This window comes from Shewanella psychrotolerans, from assembly GCF_019457595.1.
GTDB classification, from domain to species: Bacteria; Pseudomonadota; Gammaproteobacteria; order Enterobacterales; family Shewanellaceae; genus Shewanella; species Shewanella psychrotolerans.
Map to the genome: position 1 here is coordinate 2,578,556 of NZ_CP080419.1, position 19,510 is coordinate 2,598,065.

Genomic DNA, 19,510 nt, shown 5'->3' on the forward strand with positions numbered 1-19,510 from the left:
AACTTAAACTGCAAAACCAAATAGCAAAGGATTAGACGTTTGCCTCAGCAGATTGCAGCAGGCTGCTCTTATGTCGCTGCCAAACCTTACCGCTATTAATGCCGTAACTGCGCATCAATACTGGTACGTCATGGTGGTTATGTTCTTTCGCTAAGGCTTCTAGTGCCTGATAGAAATCGAGAGCTAACTCCCTCGCCTTCTCAATGGAAAAGTACTCTTCACCCACTCGGCTATAGAGACCTTTAAAACCATTAAGGATTAGCACGTAAAGTGGATTTCCAGAATGGTAAGCTAAGGCGTGATGTAACTGATAATCAAAATCTATGTAGGCTTTTGCATTATCTTTTAAGTTCACCAGTGGCGCTAACGCTTCAAGAACTTTATCTGGATTGTAACGAACCGCACCTTTAAAATAGATGGCGCTAATATTCGTTCTCGCTGACAAAAGCTGTTCAAGCAGGACAGGCTCTCCCGCAGGATTTAAATCAGCAATGGTTTCTAACACATTCAGACCCGACGTTTCCCATATATCGTTTACGCGAGTCGGTTTACCATGTTGAATCGTTAACCATCCATCACGAGCCAATCGTTGTAACACTTCACGCAGCGTCGTACGAGTAACCCCGATGAGCTCAGAAAGCTCACGTTCGGCAGGTAAAATTGACCCAGGAGGGAACTTTCCTTCCCAAATAGAACGAACAATATATTTCTCGGCAAAGCTAGCAGGGCCTTTCGCTTCAATAATATCTTTGTCTTTATGCTTTATTGGTGCTTGGGGGACAGTTGTCATCAGGCCGCTATTCCAATTCAATTAGAGTTATCTTGGGAACTGATCATACCAGAGCAGCGAAAAATGGAAACCTAATCTATGAGATTAGTCACTTAGATAAAAGACAATGCTCTCATTAATAGAAAAAGTGAGCTAAAAATCATAACAGTTATTATTGTATTCTTGACGTAATCGTCAGTTTTTAGACTTTAGATTCAAAAAGGTATTAATTTATACATATCATTAAGCTACACTGAATCAAACAGTGGACAGTTAGTTAACTTTCTATAAAAAATAATTATACATTTGAGAGGGTGCCATGCCTGTGACTATGAGTCAGGCGTTTATTGATAACTTCTTAGGTAATTCACCTAAGTGGTTCAAAATCGCAATTTTATCATTTCTAGTGATCAATCCAATCGTCTTCTATCTCAACCCATTCGTTGCTGGATGGTTATTGGTGGTAGAGTTTATTTTTACATTAGCAATGGCGTTAAAGTGCTACCCTCTCCAACCTGGTGGTCTATTGGCCATTGAAGCGGTATTTATCGGCATGACTTCCCCAAGTCAGGTACTGCATGAGATCGAAGCCAACCTAGAAGTATTACTGCTACTGATATTTATGGTTGCTGGTATCTACTTCATGAAACAGTTGCTGCTATTTGTGTTCACTAAGATGATCACCAAGATCCGCTCTAAAATTGTCGTATCTTTGATGTTTTGTATTGCATCGGCATTTTTATCAGCCTTCCTAGACGCATTAACGGTTATCGCGGTAATTATTGCAGTAGCAGTTGGTTTTTACTCAATTTATCATAAAGTTGCATCAGGAAAGAACTTTTCTGATGATCATGACCACACCTCAGATCAACATGGTGAAGGTCACTCGTTATGTGAAAATGAGTTAGAAGCTTTCCGTGGTTTCCTACGTAACCTGCTTATGCATGCTGGTATAGGTACCGCTTTAGGTGGCGTTTGTACCATGGTCGGCGAGCCGCAAAACTTGATTATTGCCGCTCAAGCGAATTGGCAATTTGGTGAATTTGCCCTGCGAATGGGACCAGTGACGATTCCAGTATTTTTCGCGGGTATTGCAACCTGTTTCCTCGTTGAAAAATTTGGCGTGTTTGGCTATGGGCAACAACTTCCAGAGGCAGTGCACAAAATCCTATCTGATTATGCCTCTTATGAAGACGCTCGTCGCACCAAGCACGACAAAATGAAGTTAATTGTCCAAGCATTAGTGGGCATCTGGCTGATTGTCGGTTTGGCGTTCCATTTAGCATCGGTAGGTCTTATCGGCTTATCGGTGATTATTGTTACAACAGCATTTAACGGCGTCACCAACGAACATGCGCTAGGTAAAGCATTTGAAGAGGCTCTGCCCTTCACCGCGCTACTGGCGGTATTCTTTGCTATCGTTGGCGTAATTATCGATCAACAACTGTTCGCCCCAGTGATCCAGTGGGCACTAAGTTACGAAGGTAACACTCAGCTGGTGATCTTCTACATTGCCAACGGTCTGCTCTCGATGGTGAGTGACAACGTATTTGTGGGCACTGTTTATATCAACGAGGTCAAGGCCGCTCTTTTAGATGGTCAAATTACTCGCGATCAGTTCGACCTACTCGCTGTAGCAATTAATACAGGAACCAATTTACCATCAGTTGCAACACCAAATGGTCAAGCAGCCTTCCTGTTCCTATTAACATCGGCCATCGCACCATTAATTCGCCTCTCTTATGGCCGTATGGTATGGATGGCGCTGCCCTACACTATCGTGCTATCAATTGTAGGCGTACTTGCTATCGAAACAGGTTTCTTAGCTGATATGACCCAATACTTTTATGATTCGCATATGCTGATCCATCATTCGGTAGCAGAAGCGGCAAAAGGTGTTGTGCCTAGCCATTAGTTTGTTGATTGACGGAACTTATTTAGTTTCGTAAAGTCTTAAAAACGCCTCTAGATGTTAGAGGCGTTTTTTTATAGGAGAAGATTTTTGACTGCACTGACCCAATTTGCACAGTCTCGAATGGCATGGATAGTCTTGATGACCAGCGCCATAGCCTTAGAGATATGCGCTCTGTTTTTCCAATATGTAATGAAACTTGACCCTTGTGTCATGTGTATCTATCAGCGTGTTGCTATTTTAGGGTTGCTGTTTGCAGGCCTTATCGGCGTTATCGGTTGCCAATTTCGCCTCGTTCGCTTCTTAGGAGTATTGGCATGGGGCATAAGCACAGCTTGGGGGTTAAAGTTGGCCTTGGAATTAGTTGAAATGCAAACGAATCCAAATCCCTTCTCAACCTGCTCATTTTTACCTGAATTTCCAAGTTGGATGCCGCTACACGAATGGTTACCTTCAGTCTTCCTGCCAACCGGCATGTGTACCGATGTTCCTTGGGAGCTATTTGGGGTTACAATGCCACAATGGATGGTGGTCGCCTTTAGCACTTACCTGATTGCCTTGGTGGTGTTTATTATTCCGGCATTGATGCCAACGAAGAAGGCTTGATGTGCGATCAAGGTATCGCTTTTAAGAAACGCCCTAACGGGCGTTTTTTTGTGGCTAGCTATCGCCTAGCCACAGATGTAGCTTGTTCACACATCTACCTTGAATCCTATTAACTAGATATTTGAAAATCACTCCTTCAATCTAGTTAATAGCCTGCGGCTCGCTTATGTGCAGATACATCTGCTACACGCCGTAAATCCATCCTTGGAGGCTCGACGATGGCATCCCTGCCATCGACGTCCGCAGATGCATCTACACTAGGTATCTAACGCCTCTTCGATTTGGCGGCATTGATAGCGAGTAGCTTATCAAGTCTTCTATTGAGTTAGAGCCAAACCCTTTGTTTCCGAACATAAATAAGGGAATTTTGATTCTTTCGAGCAGCAACAACCTACATGGTTATTTATCAAGAACACTTTATTGAAAGTCCTGCCAGCTTGTTAACACCGCTTGACGCACTTATTACAACTTTGATTTCAAAGCATCATGAAGCTCTTCAATGACACCAACCAAAGAAACAAAGCGCTCACAACTGTTATAGTTGTCTGGATATACCCAGTTTAAAAAGGGTAATGAATCTACACTACCAATAATTGATTCAAGAGAAGTCTGATTTTCAAGGTTTGTCAGTGGTCTTTGAAGTTTCTTTGAATGTATATGGCCTATATAGTCATTACGAAAACTAACAATACCTGGTAAGCCCCTAATTTCTTAGACACTTAACTGTTTCTCAAAGTACTGTTTTTCGAACTGCACAGGAGACAGTCCATTATTACTACCATGACGACGCACAGGATTATAGAAATATTCGATATAGTTAAATATTTCTGAGCGAGCTTCATCTCTGTTTTTATAGATTTTTCTCTTAACTCTATCTTTCTTCAGCAACGAGAAAAAGCTTTCCGCGACAGCATTATCATGACAGTTTCCTCGTCGACTCATACTGGCTTCTAAATTGTGCTCTTTTAAGAAGCTACGCCAATCAGAACAGGTATATTGCACTCCTTGGTCAGAATGTATCAAAACCTTACATTTCGGTGAACGTCGCCAAATGGCCATTAATAGTGCATCAATTACCAAGTCAGCTTTAGGTGTATTCTTCATCGTCCAACCCACGACTTGACGAGAAAAAAGGTCAATAACAACTGTTAAATATAGCCAGCCCTCATGCGTACGGATATAGGTAAAGTCGGTCACCCAAACCTTGTTGGGTTCTGCGACATCAAAGCCACGATTTAACGTATTTGGTGCCGTGTGGCTAATATTCCCACCTCCAAAGCTTGGATTGCGTTTGTAACCTCGAATGGCCTTTATTTGGGCTTCCTTCATTATTCGATAAACACGATTTTTCCCGACGCTTTCGCCATCGTCTTTTAAATCTAAAGTCAGGTTTCGATAACCGTAGACACAACCGCTCTCTAGCCAAAATTGCTTAATTTTGCCCAGAAGTCGCTTATCTTCAATGGTACGCTTACTACAGGGCTGCTTTAGCCAAGCATAAAAACCACTACGATGAACATTGAGCACTCGGCACAGTACGGCTATGGGATATTGGTCGAGTCGAGACTTTATGAACGTGTACTTTTCTTTGACTCGCTTGCAAAGTACACGGCGGCCTCCTTTAGTATATTTCGCTCTTCCGTGACTCGCCGAAGCTCTGCTTTCAGTTTACGAATTTCGTCTTGCTGATTATCAATGGTGATGTGTTGCTTCTCTGGTTTATCGAACTTGTTAATCCAGTTATGCAAGCTTTTAGTTGTGATACCTAACCTTTCTGCCACATCAGCGATTTTATAACCACGTTCAGTGACTTGTTTGACGGCTTCAATTTTGAACTCATCAGGATAACGTTTTCCGCGCATGTAACACCTCATATTTTTGGTTCATTATAACTCTATGAAGTGTCTATTGTTCTAGGGGCTTACCAACCTTTGTTTTTAATTTCTTCTTGATAAGCATTACGTACTGTCGTTAACTCAGGAACTTCCGTGTTGAGAACTTTACTGTACTTACGACAAAACTCTACGTATTTTGAGGCATTGATAAATATCGACGTAAAGCAGATTCTAAAAATATGCTTATTACTCACATCTGTCTTTTCGATGATAACCTTACGCCTAGTTTCTTTTATTAAAAGCACTGCACCTTTAAGGTCGCCCGCCAAACCGTCTAATATGAAAATTGCGTTTTCAACTTCGGACTTCATGGTACCTCTTTGAATGAATGAGAACAGAATTAACTTTTGAGGGATTTGATAGGCGCATGTTGGTTGGCTTTTTCATTCCCTGAATGGCGTGGTCGATGATTGATTCGATTTGGCCTAGCTCTGTCCTTGATTGGTGATACTTTAATCTATTTTGTTGCTGATATTCAACATCTCATTTCACAATTTTGTGAAATTTTTCTTTAGGAATAATAGCTTGTATCAATGAGCAACAGACGAAGTTAAATCGAAGATATGATAGATAAGAGTGTAAGCACGCTTTTGGCCTTCGAAATCAGGGATGATTTCGCAGAGCCCACACGGATGTGCTTGCGGCGTGCCAAAAGAGTGCTTGCACAACCCTCGCCGGGCAGGCGTTAGATAACAATGAAGTTATGGTTTTAGATACTTTAGCAAACAACTAAGCCCAACAGGCACAGCTGCAAGCTAAAACCACATTTTTCTCACTTGAATGAGAAAGCGAAGGACTAGTCGCTGTCCTTCAGTGGCCATAGCACGATGTGATCTTCTAGATATTTCACCTTATCTTCATTAATCACTTTATTGCGTGTCGACATGCCCAAATCATGCATAGCTTGCTTGTCCCCGCCATTAAGTAACGGGTGCCAGCTAGGCAACTCCCTTCCCAAATATAGACGACGATAGGCACAGCTATCGGGCAACCAAGTCAGCTCTGAAATATTCTCGGGAGTGACTTTCGTGCAACTAGGCACAAAATTAAATCGCTGCTCGTAGTGCTGGCATTGACAATCTTTTCCATCTAGCAGTTTACACGCTGCGTTTGTGTAATAGAGTTCATCTGTTTCATCATCAATAATCTTATTGAGACAACACTTTCCGCATCCATCACACAGCAGTTCCCACTCGTGGCCGTTCAGCTCAGTTAAGCTTTTATCTTTCCAAAATGACATCTTTCTCTAATTCTATAAAAAAGCCTGCAATCGCAGGCTAGTTTACACTATTTAGCTAAGACTCGGGACGATAAAGTCGACATTATCCAGCGTTCTCGCTAGTCAATTGCAGGATACTTTATTCGCTCCGAAAGATATGTCAGCGATAAAGCAAAATAGTCAGATGAGTGCCATTTCAGCAAGGCACGATAGTTGTCATAGACAAGGTACTTTCTACCCGTTATGCCATCTGGCATGATTAACGAGACTTGCATCCCCTTCACCTTAGGGAGGTCTGATCCATCAAAACGTCTCACTCCCAGCTCCTGCCATTGCAAGAAAGGTTTTTGGGTCGCTAAACCAACAAGATCTTGCGAAATATCTTTAGGAACCTGTACCTGACGTCCCCAAGTCCCCTCATCGTTCCAGCCTAATTGCTTTAAATAGTTAGCAGTGGATGCAAAAGCATCGGAGAGATTAGTCCAAATATCGATTTGGCCATCACCATTACCGTCTTGGGCATAGGAGGCATAATCAGTTGGTGAAAAATGGGGATAGCCCATTTTCCCTGACCAATTACTTTTCAGCGCAGAAAATTCGATATCGCTGCTCTGTAAAATTTTTAGCCCTGCAATAAACTCTTTACGATAGAAGGCTTCGTTATCACCTCGGTAAGCATTAGAGGCAACAACAGTTAACACGGGATAATCACCGACATCGAGACCAAGAGATGAGGTCACTCCCCATAATGCGATCACAAATCGAGGTTGCACCTGATATTGCTTACCTAGGCGGTCAAACTCGGCTTTATTGGCCTTATAAAGCGCTCTTGATTGCTCAACTAAAGCGTCTGACACTAAGGAGGGTAGGTAATGTTCTAAGGTCTGAGGCGCTAATTCTTGATCATTAACCAACGCCTTCTTGAATAGCTTAATATTAGCGAATGATTTATCGACAAAGCCTTGAGATATCCCTTCTTTAAGTGCTTGCAGTCTTAAACCATCTAGGTATTGTTCAAAACTCATCTCACTTTGGCTTGCCAATACTGTAGCACTTAGCTGCAATCCACTCAGTAGCGCAATTCCTAGTAAAATTCTTTTTAAAAACATGCACGCTCCTATTGCCAACTAATCCCGACTATAACCTATCTCTTTTTTATATTCTTCGAGTAGATTAACCGGAGGTGGAGGTAATTGAAGATAATACCCCTTCTCTTCTAGTTCAACTTTTACTTTGTTTATATCAGCGATGCCTAAGTGTTGACGTTTATCAAGCGGTAAAATCATTACCAGTTCGGGTACGCCAAACATCGCCATCAACGCTTCTGGTACCCGTTCAAAATCATTACGTTTTTCAATAAACAGATAGCATTCAGCTTTCAATCGACTCTTATATACAGCACATATCATATTCGGTGAAATTTCCAGGTTATTCAACTTGCCAGCAAATACCGCACACTATAACATGGTGGGTCAAGATTATTATACTATCTAACTGGCTTAGCTGGTTTATCTGATTAAAGAGCAAACTTAGGAATGCAGAAACCTAGCCTAGAATTAAAAGGCTCCTCTTTTACGCTTTCAGTGCTGCATATCAACCATACCGACCTGAATAAGGTTGCTGCTGAGCTGGATAGCAAATTAGCCATCGCACCACAGTTTTTTCTTGGCGCTCCTCTCGTTGTTAATCTAGGTGCTATTACCGACCCAGATTACAATTTGGCAGGATTAAAAGACCTGCTCATCTCTCGAGAATTAGTCATTGTCGGTATTACCAGCGCGCCAAGTGCCATAGCCAATCAAGCTAAAGAGCTGGGGCTGGCTATCATCAAATCTGGCAAGCAAAGTTCCAGCCAACCACAGCTACCTAAAACGACCAAAATCATTAAACAGAATATTCGCTCGGGACAACAGGTTTATGCGCAAAACGGTGACCTCATCATTATCGGTGCCGTTGGAAATGGTGCGGAAGTGATTGCAGATGGCAGCATACACATATACGGTAGTCTCAGAGGTAAGGCCATGGCGGGTGCGAGTGGCGACATCAATGCCGTCATTGTTGCTCAAACATTAGATGCTGAACTGGTATCTATCGCAGGGCAATATTGGCTAACAGAAAATTTACAGGCTCATGCCTCGATTGAAAGCGGTTGTATCAGGCTTGACGGTGATAGCCTCACTGTTGAAGCGTTATCGCTATAGAAATTTAAAAGGACAGAATTAAACATGGCACAAATCATTGTTGTCACCTCAGGTAAAGGCGGAGTGGGGAAAACCACTTCTAGTGCGGCAATTGCAACTGGGTTGGCGTTAAAAGGACACAAAACGGTTGTGGTCGATTTTGATATCGGACTGCGTAACCTAGACCTTATCATGGGATGTGAGCGTCGTGTGGTTTATGACTTTGTTAATGTCATCAACGGCGAAGCTAACTTAAATCAAGCTCTCATCAAAGATAAGCATACCCCGAATCTGTTTGTATTACCTGCATCCCAGACTCGTGATAAAGATGCGCTTACCAAAGAAGGGGTTGGTACTGTTCTTAATAATCTCAGTAAGGACTTTGAATACATCATCTGTGATTCGCCAGCAGGCATTGAAACTGGGGCGATGATGGCACTCTACTTTGCCGACATCGCAATTGTCACCACAAACCCAGAAGTCAGTTCAGTACGAGATTCTGATCGTATTCTCGGTATGTTACAGAGTAAGTCTAAGCGAGCGGAAGAAGGCTTAGAGCCAGTTAAAGAGTTTCTCTTATTAACCCGTTACTCTCCGTCTCGTGTTGCTACTGGTGAAATGCTCAGTGTGGCTGATGTGGAAGAGATCTTGGCCATTCCACTATTAGGAGTGATCCCAGAGTCTCAAGCCGTACTTAAAGCCTCTAACTCAGGTGTTCCTGTGATCATGGATCAAGAAAGTGATGCAGGTAAGGCCTATAGCGATAGCGTAGCAAGATTAACCGGTGAAGAGGTCGAAATGCGTTTCCTTACCGAAGAGAAAAAAGGATTCTTGAAAAGGATATTTGGTAGCTAATTATGTCTCTACTCGATTATTTTAAAACAAAAAAAACACCGAGCACTGCAGTTACTGCCAAAGAACGACTGCAGATCATTGTAGCCCATCAACGGGGAGAGCGCGATGCGCCCGACTATTTCCCAGCGATGAAGCAAGAGATCATCGAAGTAATCCGTAAGTATGTGCAGATAGATACAGATCAAGTATCAGTACAACTGGATCAAAACGATGACAACTTGTCGGTACTTGAGCTTAATGTCACGCTTCCTGAAAAGTAGCTATTAATACCAATGAGTATAAAGATGTGATCGCTCAGCGACGATTTAGCACTAAAGGTTAGTGCTGATGATCCAAGGTCTTTAGTTGCTCCTCGGCTATAGCATCGTGCTTCGCCCTGCCTTCTATATCCATATAGTCGTGCATTAAAGACGTTCACAACATCTGACCTCCAAGGGTGAAGTGAATGTCTTTAATATTTCGGGAACATGCAAGACCATAAGAAGCATATACACCAAAAAAGCCCTCTAAGAGGGCTTTTTAGTACTGATTTCATATCTCAAGTTGTCTAAGCTTCTCTTCGCTCAAGGTTGCGCGCCAACCATTAAGTAACAAAGGCAGTTCACCTACTCTTCCCGCCCATTGCCAGTGTAAAAACTCATGTATGTGACGTTTTGATCCGATAAGCTCCATAGGTACATTATGAGCTTCAGCGATCTCGGCAAGGCAATTTTTAATCGTCTTAAATGCCGATTTATAACCAGGCTTAAGTGCAATGACATCGATAGCTTCAGGCAAATTGTCAAGATCGGCCGTTGCCATCACGGCGATAATGGCTTTGGCATGAACTCGTTTTTCCTGCTCGGTAAGTTCACTCATTTTGAAAATATCGCTTGTGCTCTGCGGCTGCTTTTTAGCTAATGCAATCAACGCATGATCTTTTATCACAAAACCTAAGGCTAAATCTTTCACTAACGCTTTTTCTAATCGCCACTTGGCTAATACTTTTAAATAGGCTAATTGCTTAGGAGTGAGCTGAAAACTGTTCTTCACCTTAAGATACGCATTATCACCATCGGGCTTATCGAGACGCCCTTGTGTCATCCGCTCACCCTCTTCATACAACCAAGCTAATCGGCCTGTTGTTTGCAGTTTCTCTAATAATTGAGGGTAAAGCTGATAAAGATATTCGACATCATTAGCGGCGTAATGCAGCTGCGCATCGGTTAATGGCCGTTTGAGCCAATCGGTACGAGATTCACCTTTATCTAAGGTAACGTTCAAACAGTGTTCAACTAATTTGGCGTAACCTAATCCGTGTCCTAATCCACACAACGCGGCCGCTATTTGACTATCAAACAAGACTTTCGGCTGGCAAGCGCCATATTTCGCTAACACTTCTAAATCTTCGCTACAGGAGTGAAGCACAGACACGATGTCATCACGCTGCAGTAATGCCCAGAAACCGCTGAGATCACTGACGGCTAACGGATCGATTAATGCTAATGTTTTACCATCATAGACTTGGATCAGCCCTAATCGTGCATAATAGGTTCGTGTGCGAACAAATTCGGTATCCAATACCAGCACACTGGCTTTGCTATACTGGGCGACAAGCGAGCTTAAACTGGCATCATCATCTACATATTGAAACGTCAACAATCTCATCTCTCCAATTGATTCTGGCAAAAACAAAAGCCGACGATAAACGCCGGCTTTGAGTTAACCAAAATACGGTTTGTACCTAGCCGATCACGCAGACTTGGCCTCGTCGCGTAACTCACGTCGTAAAATCTTACCGACGTTTGTCTTAGGTAACTCATCCCTAAATTCTACCAGCTTAGGAATTTTATATCCCGTCAAATGATCACGACAATGCTTAATTAGTTGCTCTTCGGTTAAAGATTTATCAGAAGCAACCACAAAAATCTTCACCAATTCGCCACTCACTTTATGGGGAACGCCAACGGCAGCAACTTCAACGACCTTAGAATGAAGCGCAACAACCTCTTCAACCTCATTAGGGAAGACGTTAAAGCCCGACACCAAAATCATATCTTTCTTTCTATCGACGATAAAGAAGAAGCCCTTATCATCCATATAGCCGATATCGCCCGTAGCGAGATAGCCCTGTTCGTCGATAATTGAGGCGGTTTCTTCGGGGCGTTGCCAGTAGCCCTTCATGATCTGTGGGCCTTTAGCAAAAAGCTCCCCCGTCTCACCTTGGGCTAAAACATTACCGTCATCATCTCTGACTTGCATATCAGTATTTGCAACTGGGAAGCCAATAGAGCCGTTATAACCATCAAGGTTATAAGGACAGCAAGCCACCAGCGGAGAAGCCTCGGTCAGACCGTAACCTTCTAATAACTTTGTCTTAGTGATCCCTTGCCATTTATCGGCGACGGCACGTTGCACCGCCATGCCCCCCCCAATCGATAGCTTAAGGTTAGAAAAATCCAACGCTTGAAAATCAGTCGAGTTCACGAGTGCATTAAACAGGGTATTAACACCAGTTAACGCGGTGAATGGGTGTTTTTTCAGCTCTGACACAAACGCCGGAATATCTCTTGGGTTGGTGATCAGCAGGTTGTTAGCCCCTTTATGCAAAAATAGTAAACAATTCACGGTTAATGCAAAGATGTGATACAGCGGTAACGCGGTAACGACAAACTCTTTTCCATTTTCCAGCAATGGCGAATATGACGCATCTGCCTGCAGCAAATTACTGACAATATTGTTATGGGTCAACATCGCACCTTTAGAGACCCCAGTAGTTCCACCTGTATATTGCAAGAACGCAATATCATCGGATTTCACAGTAGGTTTTACATATTGCAGTCGGCGCCCCTTCGATAGCGATTTACGCATTCCGATGGCATGAGGAAGATGATATTTAGGCACCATCTTCTTAATATATTTTACGACAAAATTCACTAAGGTACGCTTAGGCGCACTAAGAAGATCCCCGAGCCCAGTTAAGATCACGCTCTCAACAGGCGTTTGGTCAACCACTTGCTCAAGCGTGTTAGCAAAATTAGAGACCACAACAATCGCTTTTGCACCTGAGTCATTCAGTTGGTGCTTTAACTCTCTTGGGGTATAAAGTGGATTGACGTTTACAACCACCATGCCCGCACGCAAAATACCAAACAATGCAATGGGATATTGTAAAAGGTTAGGCATCATAATCGCGACACGATCGCCCTTTTCTAACTTTAGTTCGTTTTGAAGATAAGCGGCAAAGGCACGGCTGCGCTCTTCAAGCTTACGATAAGTCAACGTGGCGCCCATATTCACAAACGCAGGTTGATCAGCATATTTCGTTACCGAGCGTTCAAATAGATCAATAAGCGAACTATATAACTTCTCGTCAATAACAGCGGGTACATCATCGGGTAGGTTCTTCGTCCAAAGCTGTTCCACTTGTCTCTCCTAAATCCCAAAGCTGAGTTAATCGTGAATAAAATCATTCACAGATAGTTTCAAAAAACAGAAACTAAGCACTGACTCATTAATATTGTAAGTAACACCTAAAAATCATACAGGTGTTTTAATTTTGAACATCATCACATAATTAGAGCAAAAATCCTAGATCAATTTATTCGTCAGATTAATATTCACTCTGACTCAGGTCTGTTGACCTTTCTCAGTGACTTTTGATGCTAAAAAACATTTGATTGCAGTCGCAACTTGCTCACTATTGCCCATGTGTAGATGGTGATCACCTTCAAGTTCAACACAGGTTAAATTGTGATACCAAGATTGAACTCGCTCTGATACCTCAGATGCGACTCGATAGCCATCCTTGCCAGAGATTAACAATACCTTTCCACAATGATCCTGCATAAGGCCTTGAACATGCTCAAATGTGAGTCGCATTGGTGAGTCTAATTTTAACCGAGGATCACTCCGCCAGCGGGCACCATCATCAGAAACGTCTAAGTTACGTTCAATAAGTAAACGGCACCACTGCATATCGAGTCCCGTCAATCGATGCCGAGCTTTTACCGCAGCATCAAGGGATGTGTTTCGCGGCAAACGACCTTCCGAGCGTAACCCTCGACCATGGTCTTGAAAACTTCGGATTAACCGCTGACGACTCTTACTAGGGTCTTCCACCAATGGGCTTAATGCTTCAATAAAAATCCAATAAGGCACTTTATCTGCAAATACAGCGCTGTAAGCAGATGCAACAATGCCTCCTAAAGAGTGGCCGATAACGGCATAAATGGGTTTTACTGCAGTAATGGTTTCAATCAGGTGCTCTAAATCGTATAGATAGTCAATCCAATGCAATGGATAACGACCCGGTCTGTGCTGGGAAAAACCATGTCCCGGCCAATCGACCGCTAGCAATTGATAATCATTAAGGTACTTTGATAAAGGCTCAAAACTGTTGGCATTATCAAGCCATCCATGAAGTGCTATCAACAGAGGCTTGCTATTGTCCCCCCAAACACGTCCAGCTAAACGAATATGAGGCAGTTCAATAACTACCTCATTTTCACGGCCGCAAGAGTGCCACAGCACACCGCTATTGTCAGGCATATAACGCCTACTTTTTCACAAATTTTAACGTCATGCGATCGCTCTCACCTATCGCTAAATACTTTTCTTTATCTTGGTCACCTAATCTCAAACTCGGTGGTAATGTCCACACCCCTTTAGGATAATCCTTGCTGTCTTTCGCGTTAGCATTAACTTCACTGCTTGCCACTAACTTAAAACCAGACTGCTCTGCGAGGGCGATCATCTCATCTTGCACCATATAGCCCGATTTGATCTCCATTCCAGGTTTAGCTCTGTGCTCTACCACGCCAAACACGCCACCAGGCTTAAGCACCTGATAAGCCGCATCGAATACGTTCTCAAGTTGCTCCTTCATTGCCCAGTTATGCAAATTTCTAAATGTCAGCACCGCATCGGCGCTATTGTCATCTCCAAGGGATGCTAGACGTGGCGGATCAAACGCCAAAACAGAGGCATTGCCTAAAGCGGTATTATTGTCACTAATCCATTGTTGCAATGCTTTACCTAAACGAATTTGATATCCAGGTAAGGTAACTCCTTCTGGAGGATTAGCATCGAAGTTTGCAGCAATATAGTGTCCTTCAGCGGCTAAATAGGGGGCTAAAATCTCGGCATACCAACGTCCACCCGGCCACAGCTCAATAACGGTATCTGTCGGTTTGATATCAAAAAAGGATAGGGTTTCGCCGGGATGACGGTATACGTCTCGTTGAAGGTTTGCCTCTTGGCGCAGATCATTGCTTAGGGCTGCAACCAATTTGGGATTCACTTCAGTTTGCGCATTTGCAACAGAACCAAACAGCGATGGCACCAATAATGCGGCAATTAATGTCATTTTTTTCATTATAATTCTCCCTGATAAAACCTTAAACCTACCAGCCTAAACGAATAAATAATATATAAATAAACAGCTAGTTACACTTTGTTATTTAGTCGCTATTGGGTAGCGCTATCGATACGTCGCCAGCACAGCCACAGCATACTTAAGCTACTTACCAGCCAAATACCGACCCAAATCCAAGCAGGAATCCACGTCTGTTGCGCTAACATTACCGCATCACCTCGACCACTTAACCCCAGTAACACTGTCGGGCTTGCAAGCGCATTAAGCATCACCATCAGCGCCATAACACGAAGTGAAAAGGTCAGAATATGACTATGACTTAACTTTAGCGGCAACAGAAACAGCAAGGCTAATATACCAAGGATCCCGATAGTCAGCAGATCTCGCCCCCAAAACAGTACGGTCAACACAACCCCAACACCTAAACAGGCAAAGCTTGCGCGGATCCCCCTGCGCCAAATAGCAAGATTAAAAATAAGTAATCCCCACAGCGCAGCGCCAAAATACCCAGCAAAACCGATGAGTACAGGCCAGCCGCCTTGACTAAAACAGAGCCCAGCCCCATTAGGAAATAGCTGTATATGACTCACAATCCCACCTGACATCAGCGTCGCCAAACCATGGGACAACTCATGAAAATAGCTTTCTAACCATTTAAACGGAACACTTAGATAGGGAATTCGAGTCAGTACTAATGCTAACAGCAGTTCAATAAAAAATTGGCTACGACTGGGCAGTGCTGCAGGCTTTGTATCTATTTTTGCAGTAGACATAAGGGCTCGTTAGCTACCTATAGGGATAAAAGAAAGAGGGTAACCCGATCAGCATCAGGCATAGGTATCGATACCCACCATTTGTGAAATCGAATCTCGCTGCGCGGCGTGCTCATGGAGTAGATAGGTCGAAATAGCACTTTGAGTTGCTTGGGTATTTTTATCATACTCAAGCTTGGCGTCGAGACGAGCATTGAGCTGTAGCTCTGTCGTTACTTGTTCCGCGCTAGCGTCATCAGCTTCAACGGTTTGCTGATCTTGTTGAGACGGCTCGCGATACTCAGTGACAGATTCAAGCGCACCAACATCGGTCACAGGAGATAATGCAGGCACATCATTAAGTGGTGAAATGCTATCGCTAATAGTCGTCGCGCTTGGCAATATATTATTGCGTATCACACTACCAGATTGGATCTGCATAAACTTACCTCACCCATACCTATTGATGTGCATAACCGGCGATAACCCAAAACACTATCTTTAAGATTACACCCAATGCTAAGGTTAAACCAAACTATGAGGTTAAACCAAATTACTCACGACCAGGAAGCTTTTTCCACGTTACCGTATCTCTTAAATAAACAGGTTGCAGACCTTCTACATCGGTCGACTCCCCATTGGTGTGTGCATTGACGGCCAAAGGAAGCATATATCGCGCTTCGGGAAACTTGTCATCGGCGAGGAGCTGCATACCGCTGATAACTAATTCAGGATAAGCATCAAAACCGGTTCCACATGCGTAAACAGGCTGTTGATAATCCAAACCTCGGCTAACCTCTTCTGGCCTGCATACCATTTCATTATTAATTAAAGTTGCAAGACCTTGGCGATTCACAAACTCGCCCCAATAGACTTCACCCATACGCGCATCGATCGCCGTAACTATCTGCTCGGCGCCCTGATGATCAATCGCCGCCTGTGCCATCGCCTGCAACGTTGAAATGCCAACAACAGGGAGATCTTGGCCTAAGGCGAGTCCTTGGGTCATCGAAGTGCAGATACGTATTCCGGTGAAACTGCCTGGGCCGCGGCCATAAGCGATTAAAGAGACCGCACTTAAATCGATGTCGGCCTCTTTTAATACTTTATCGACCATAGGAAGAAGACGCTGACTATGTTCACGTGGCGCATCGGCTTGCTCAGCATAAATATGGCCATTATGAGTCAATGCAACTGAACAAGACTCAGTACAGGTATCGAGCGCAAGAATAGTTAACTGGGTAACATCATTTGTATTTTGGGGCATGTGTCTAACCAAAGTAAAAAGCGAGCGTCATGGGTGCCGTCATACCTAAACCACTTCAAAAGTCACATCTAACAAGTGGCATTTAATCTGTCCAACAATATCTATACTATTGGACATCAGTCATCACTGATAACGGCAACACATCGACGATTAATGGCGCAGATTATAGCGTAATTGACGCTTAGGTATAGCCAAACTTACTTAATTGTCGTTAACAACTTAGCGCTATTCCCCATAATATTGCTCCTCGACGATTATCATTTTGGTTTATCAATTTTCGATTTTCTAATACAGCAAAAACCGATACCATAGCGGCAACTATAAGACATTAGGCCGTTAATTCACACTTGAGCAATGAACCGGCTGCCAATTAACACGCTTTTCGTTTACAGATTGACCAATCACAAACTGGAAAATGACAAACCACTGGAAACAAACACACGACCAATACGTCATCTAGGAAGCCATCTTGAACAATGCTCAGTTGAATATAGCGACGCCAAGCAGCGAAATGAACGCCATGGGACTGGCACTGTTATCAGCAGTAATGATGGGAACCATAGGTGCACTGGCACAAGCCGCTCACCTTGACGCCTCGACAATTACTTTTTATCGGCTGTTTATTGGCGCGTTCTGCTTAATCGTCTATATGACGCTAACGGGTAAAAGCGTTCAAATTCTGCATCAACCCAGCAAACAAAATGTCATTAATGGCGCAATGCTAGCGGGCTTTATGGCTTTTTATGTCGAAGCCATTAACTACATCAACATGGCAAATGCAGTGATGGTGATCTATCTGGCCCCATTGGTCACGGCGCTGTTTGCGCACGTCCTATTTGCAGAAAAACTTAATAGATTTAATATTATGGCGATATTGACTGCCCTTATGGGTGTGTTGTTTATTCTGCCAAGTTTAGACGCCCTAAATGATGATCCAAAGCAATGGTTAGGCTATGGTTATGCTCTACTAGCACTACTGACCTACAGCGGATTTATGTTAATTAATCGCCGCCCCGTGATCAGTACGCCCTATCAGAGTACCTTAGTGCAGCTTATTGTGGGCGCCTGCTGTTTATTACCATTTACCTTCTCCAATCCGGTGATACCAACAACGCAGCAATGGGGCTGGTTGCTCCTCATTGGCTTATTACCAGGTTTCTTGGCCATCCTATTTGCGGTTAAAGCACTACGTGCATTACCTGCAGCGACATTCGGAACCTTAGCCTATATAGAGCCGGTTACCGTGGTTCTCATAGGTTGGACACTGTTTTCACAATATCTAACATTTATACAATTAATCGGTTGCGGTTTGATCACTATTGCAGGTCTCATACAGGTGAGATTTAGCAATAAGTTGTCATAGGCAATAACGGCAAAGCATTACATAGGAAGCGAGTATGAGCATCAAACAAATGAGGATTGTTATTGTTGGAGGCGGCGCTGGCGGACTCGGTCTCGCCACCCAGTTAGGCCATAAGCTCGGCAAGAAGGGAGAAGCAGAAATTATCTTAATCGATAAAAACCGCACCCACATTTGGAAGCCGCTACTACATGAAGTCGCAACTGGTTCACTCGATGCCGATCTCGATGGTGTGGTTTATTCGGCTCACGCCGTAAAGCATGGGTACCAATTTCAACTGGGTGAACTCAATAATATCGACTTAAAACAAAAATGTATTACTTTAGCCCCCATTGTTAACGCCAACGGCGAATCGCTATTGCCCAGCAGACAATTGAGTTACGATAAATTGGTACTCGCAGTTGGCAGCGTAAGTAACGATTTTGGCACGCCTGGAGTACAAGAGCACTGCTACTTTTTAGACTCCCACCAGCAGGCCAATCGATTTCACGATGCATTGTTAGATAGCTTTACCCGAGTACATCAATCGGATGAACTCGGTGCACTAAAAATTGCTATTGTTGGCGGCGGCGCCACAGGCGTTGAGTTGTCAGCAGAGCTATATCACGTCACCGAACTCCTTAAAGTCTATGGCTTAAGCAAAATGACCGCCGATAAACTCAGCATTAGCTTGATTGAAGCTGGGCCTCGAATTCTCCCCGCACTACCAGAGCGAATTGCCGCATCAGCCACTCGCGAACTCACAAAACTTGGGGTAGAAGTCAGGCAAAACACCCGCATCAGCGAAGCCACAGCGAAAGGATTCTTAACCTCAGAATCTGAACTTATCGATGCACACCTTATGCTGTGGGCGGCAGGCGTTAAGGCGCCAGAATTTATTCGACAAATAGATGGATTAGAGCTTAATCGCGCCAATCAGATAGTGGTCAAGCCGACACTGCAAAGTCTCACCAATGACTCACTCTATGTGATCGGCGACTGCTGCGCCTGTAAGCAAGCTGATGGCAGTTTTGTGCCACCGAGAGCGCAATCTGCCCATCAGATGGCCCAATGCGTCGAAACTAATATTCTTAATGAAATCAAGGGTAAAAGTTTGATTGAATATGAATATATCGATCATGGGTCGTTAGTTAACTTATCGCGCTTTAGTACCGTCGGTAGTTTAATGGGTAACTTGACCAAAAACAGCATGTTTGTCGAAGGTAAAATTGCCCGCTTTATGTATATCTCGCTTTATCGTATGCACCAAAAAGCGATTCATGGCGTGGCTAAAACCTTTGCCTTATGGGTGGCAGAAAAAGTGATGCGAGTCGTGCGCCCAAGAATGAAGCTACACTGA

The 19,510-nt window shown here is 43.5% G+C and carries 20 protein-coding genes; 7 read left to right on the forward strand and 13 right to left on the reverse strand.

What is annotated here, in order from left to right; translation table 11 throughout:
• Positions 1–31 precede the first annotated feature (31 nt).
• Positions 32–790 (reverse strand): fatty acid metabolism transcriptional regulator FadR, encoded by a 759-nt coding sequence (gene fadR, locus K0I62_RS11320; RefSeq protein WP_220068247.1) that lies wholly within the window; start codon positions 788–790, stop codon positions 32–34.
• A gap of 298 nt (positions 791–1,088) precedes the next feature.
• On the opposite strand from fadR, the gene nhaB reads away from it, so the two are divergent.
• Together nhaB and dsbB are read left to right on the forward strand one after the other, a co-directional pair.
• Positions 1,089–2,684: a sodium/proton antiporter NhaB gene (gene nhaB, locus K0I62_RS11325; protein WP_220068248.1), complete on the forward strand. Its 1,596-nt coding sequence runs from the start codon at positions 1,089–1,091 to the stop codon at positions 2,682–2,684.
• Positions 2,685–2,771: 87 nt separating this feature from the next.
• Positions 2,772–3,287: a disulfide bond formation protein DsbB gene (gene dsbB, locus K0I62_RS11330; RefSeq protein WP_220068249.1), complete on the forward strand. Its 516-nt coding sequence runs from the start codon at positions 2,772–2,774 to the stop codon at positions 3,285–3,287.
• Between the two features lie 711 nt (positions 3,288–3,998).
• On the opposite strand, the gene K0I62_RS11335 is transcribed toward dsbB, so the two are convergent.
• From K0I62_RS11335 to K0I62_RS11355, 5 genes are all read right to left on the reverse strand, one after another.
• Positions 3,999–5,149 (reverse strand): IS3 family transposase gene (locus tag K0I62_RS11335; RefSeq protein ID WP_220068250.1). Its coding sequence is split into 2 segments (ribosomal slippage): positions 3,999–4,912 and positions 4,912–5,149, totalling 1,152 coding nucleotides; the frame shifts between segments, so codons are not numbered across the junction.
• Between the two features lie 59 nt (positions 5,150–5,208).
• Complete coding sequence (locus K0I62_RS11340; protein WP_220068251.1) at positions 5,209–5,493, reverse strand: hypothetical protein; 285 nt, start codon at positions 5,491–5,493, stop codon at positions 5,209–5,211.
• 485 nt (positions 5,494–5,978) lie between these two features.
• Positions 5,979–6,422 carry a YcgN family cysteine cluster protein gene (locus K0I62_RS11345; RefSeq protein WP_220068252.1) on the reverse strand — a complete coding sequence of 148 codons (444 nt, stop codon included), beginning with the start codon at positions 6,420–6,422 and terminating at the stop codon, positions 5,979–5,981.
• A 98-nt stretch (positions 6,423–6,520) separates the two neighbouring features.
• Complete coding sequence (locus K0I62_RS11350; protein WP_220068253.1) at positions 6,521–7,510, reverse strand: lytic murein transglycosylase; 990 nt, start codon at positions 7,508–7,510, stop codon at positions 6,521–6,523.
• An 18-nt stretch (positions 7,511–7,528) separates the two neighbouring features.
• Positions 7,529–7,810, reverse strand: a complete 282-nt coding sequence (locus K0I62_RS11355) for a YcgL domain-containing protein (RefSeq protein WP_220068254.1) — start codon at positions 7,808–7,810, stop codon at positions 7,529–7,531.
• Positions 7,811–7,936: 126 nt separating this feature from the next.
• On the opposite strand from K0I62_RS11355, the gene minC reads away from it, so the two are divergent.
• From minC to minE, 3 genes are read left to right on the forward strand one after another with little or no spacing between them, the layout of a single operon-like run.
• Complete coding sequence (minC, locus tag K0I62_RS11360; RefSeq protein WP_220068255.1) at positions 7,937–8,602, forward strand: septum site-determining protein MinC; 666 nt, start codon at positions 7,937–7,939, stop codon at positions 8,600–8,602.
• A gap of 24 nt (positions 8,603–8,626) precedes the next feature.
• Positions 8,627–9,436 carry a septum site-determining protein MinD gene (gene minD, locus K0I62_RS11365; RefSeq protein WP_220068256.1) on the forward strand — a complete coding sequence of 270 codons (810 nt, stop codon included), beginning with the start codon at positions 8,627–8,629 and terminating at the stop codon, positions 9,434–9,436.
• A gap of 2 nt (positions 9,437–9,438) precedes the next feature.
• A complete protein-coding gene (gene minE, locus K0I62_RS11370; RefSeq protein WP_220061084.1) occupies positions 9,439–9,696 on the forward strand; it encodes a cell division topological specificity factor MinE in 258 nt (85 codons plus the stop codon).
• Positions 9,697–9,967: 271 nt separating this feature from the next.
• Here minE and rnd read toward each other — a convergent pair whose 3' ends face one another.
• The 7 genes from rnd to tsaB all read right to left on the reverse strand — a co-directional run bounded on the left by rnd (position 9,968) and on the right by tsaB (position 16,811).
• A complete protein-coding gene (rnd, locus tag K0I62_RS11375) occupies positions 9,968–11,077 on the reverse strand; it encodes a ribonuclease D (RefSeq protein WP_220068257.1) in 1,110 nt (369 codons plus the stop codon).
• Between the two features lie 90 nt (positions 11,078–11,167).
• The gene (fadD, locus tag K0I62_RS11380) at positions 11,168–12,841 is read right to left on the reverse strand and encodes a long-chain-fatty-acid--CoA ligase FadD (RefSeq protein ID WP_220068258.1); all 1,674 of its coding nucleotides are present in this window, start codon (positions 12,839–12,841) and stop codon (positions 11,168–11,170) included.
• Between the two features lie 204 nt (positions 12,842–13,045).
• A complete protein-coding gene (locus K0I62_RS11385; protein WP_220068259.1) occupies positions 13,046–13,966 on the reverse strand; it encodes an alpha/beta fold hydrolase in 921 nt (306 codons plus the stop codon).
• Between the two features lie 7 nt (positions 13,967–13,973).
• Entirely contained in the window at positions 13,974–14,792 is an 819-nt protein-coding gene (locus K0I62_RS11390; protein WP_220068260.1) for a class I SAM-dependent methyltransferase, read from the reverse strand.
• Positions 14,793–14,884: 92 nt separating this feature from the next.
• Positions 14,885–15,565, reverse strand: a complete 681-nt coding sequence (locus tag K0I62_RS11395; protein ID WP_220068261.1) for a M50 family metallopeptidase — start codon at positions 15,563–15,565, stop codon at positions 14,885–14,887.
• Between the two features lie 54 nt (positions 15,566–15,619).
• On the reverse strand, positions 15,620–15,985 hold the full coding sequence (locus K0I62_RS11400; RefSeq protein WP_220068262.1) for a hypothetical protein: 366 nt from the start codon (positions 15,983–15,985) through the stop codon (positions 15,620–15,622).
• A 112-nt stretch (positions 15,986–16,097) separates the two neighbouring features.
• On the reverse strand, positions 16,098–16,811 hold the full coding sequence (gene tsaB / locus K0I62_RS11405; protein WP_220068263.1) for a tRNA (adenosine(37)-N6)-threonylcarbamoyltransferase complex dimerization subunit type 1 TsaB: 714 nt from the start codon (positions 16,809–16,811) through the stop codon (positions 16,098–16,100).
• 469 nt (positions 16,812–17,280) lie between these two features.
• Here tsaB and K0I62_RS11410 point away from each other — a divergent pair, with 469 nt between their 5' ends.
• Positions 17,281–18,174: a DMT family transporter gene (locus tag K0I62_RS11410; RefSeq protein WP_258404987.1), complete on the forward strand. Its 894-nt coding sequence runs from the start codon at positions 17,281–17,283 to the stop codon at positions 18,172–18,174.
• A 34-nt stretch (positions 18,175–18,208) separates the two neighbouring features.
• Positions 18,209–19,510 carry an NAD(P)/FAD-dependent oxidoreductase gene (locus tag K0I62_RS11415; RefSeq protein WP_220068264.1) on the forward strand — a complete coding sequence of 434 codons (1,302 nt, stop codon included), beginning with the start codon at positions 18,209–18,211 and terminating at the stop codon, positions 19,508–19,510.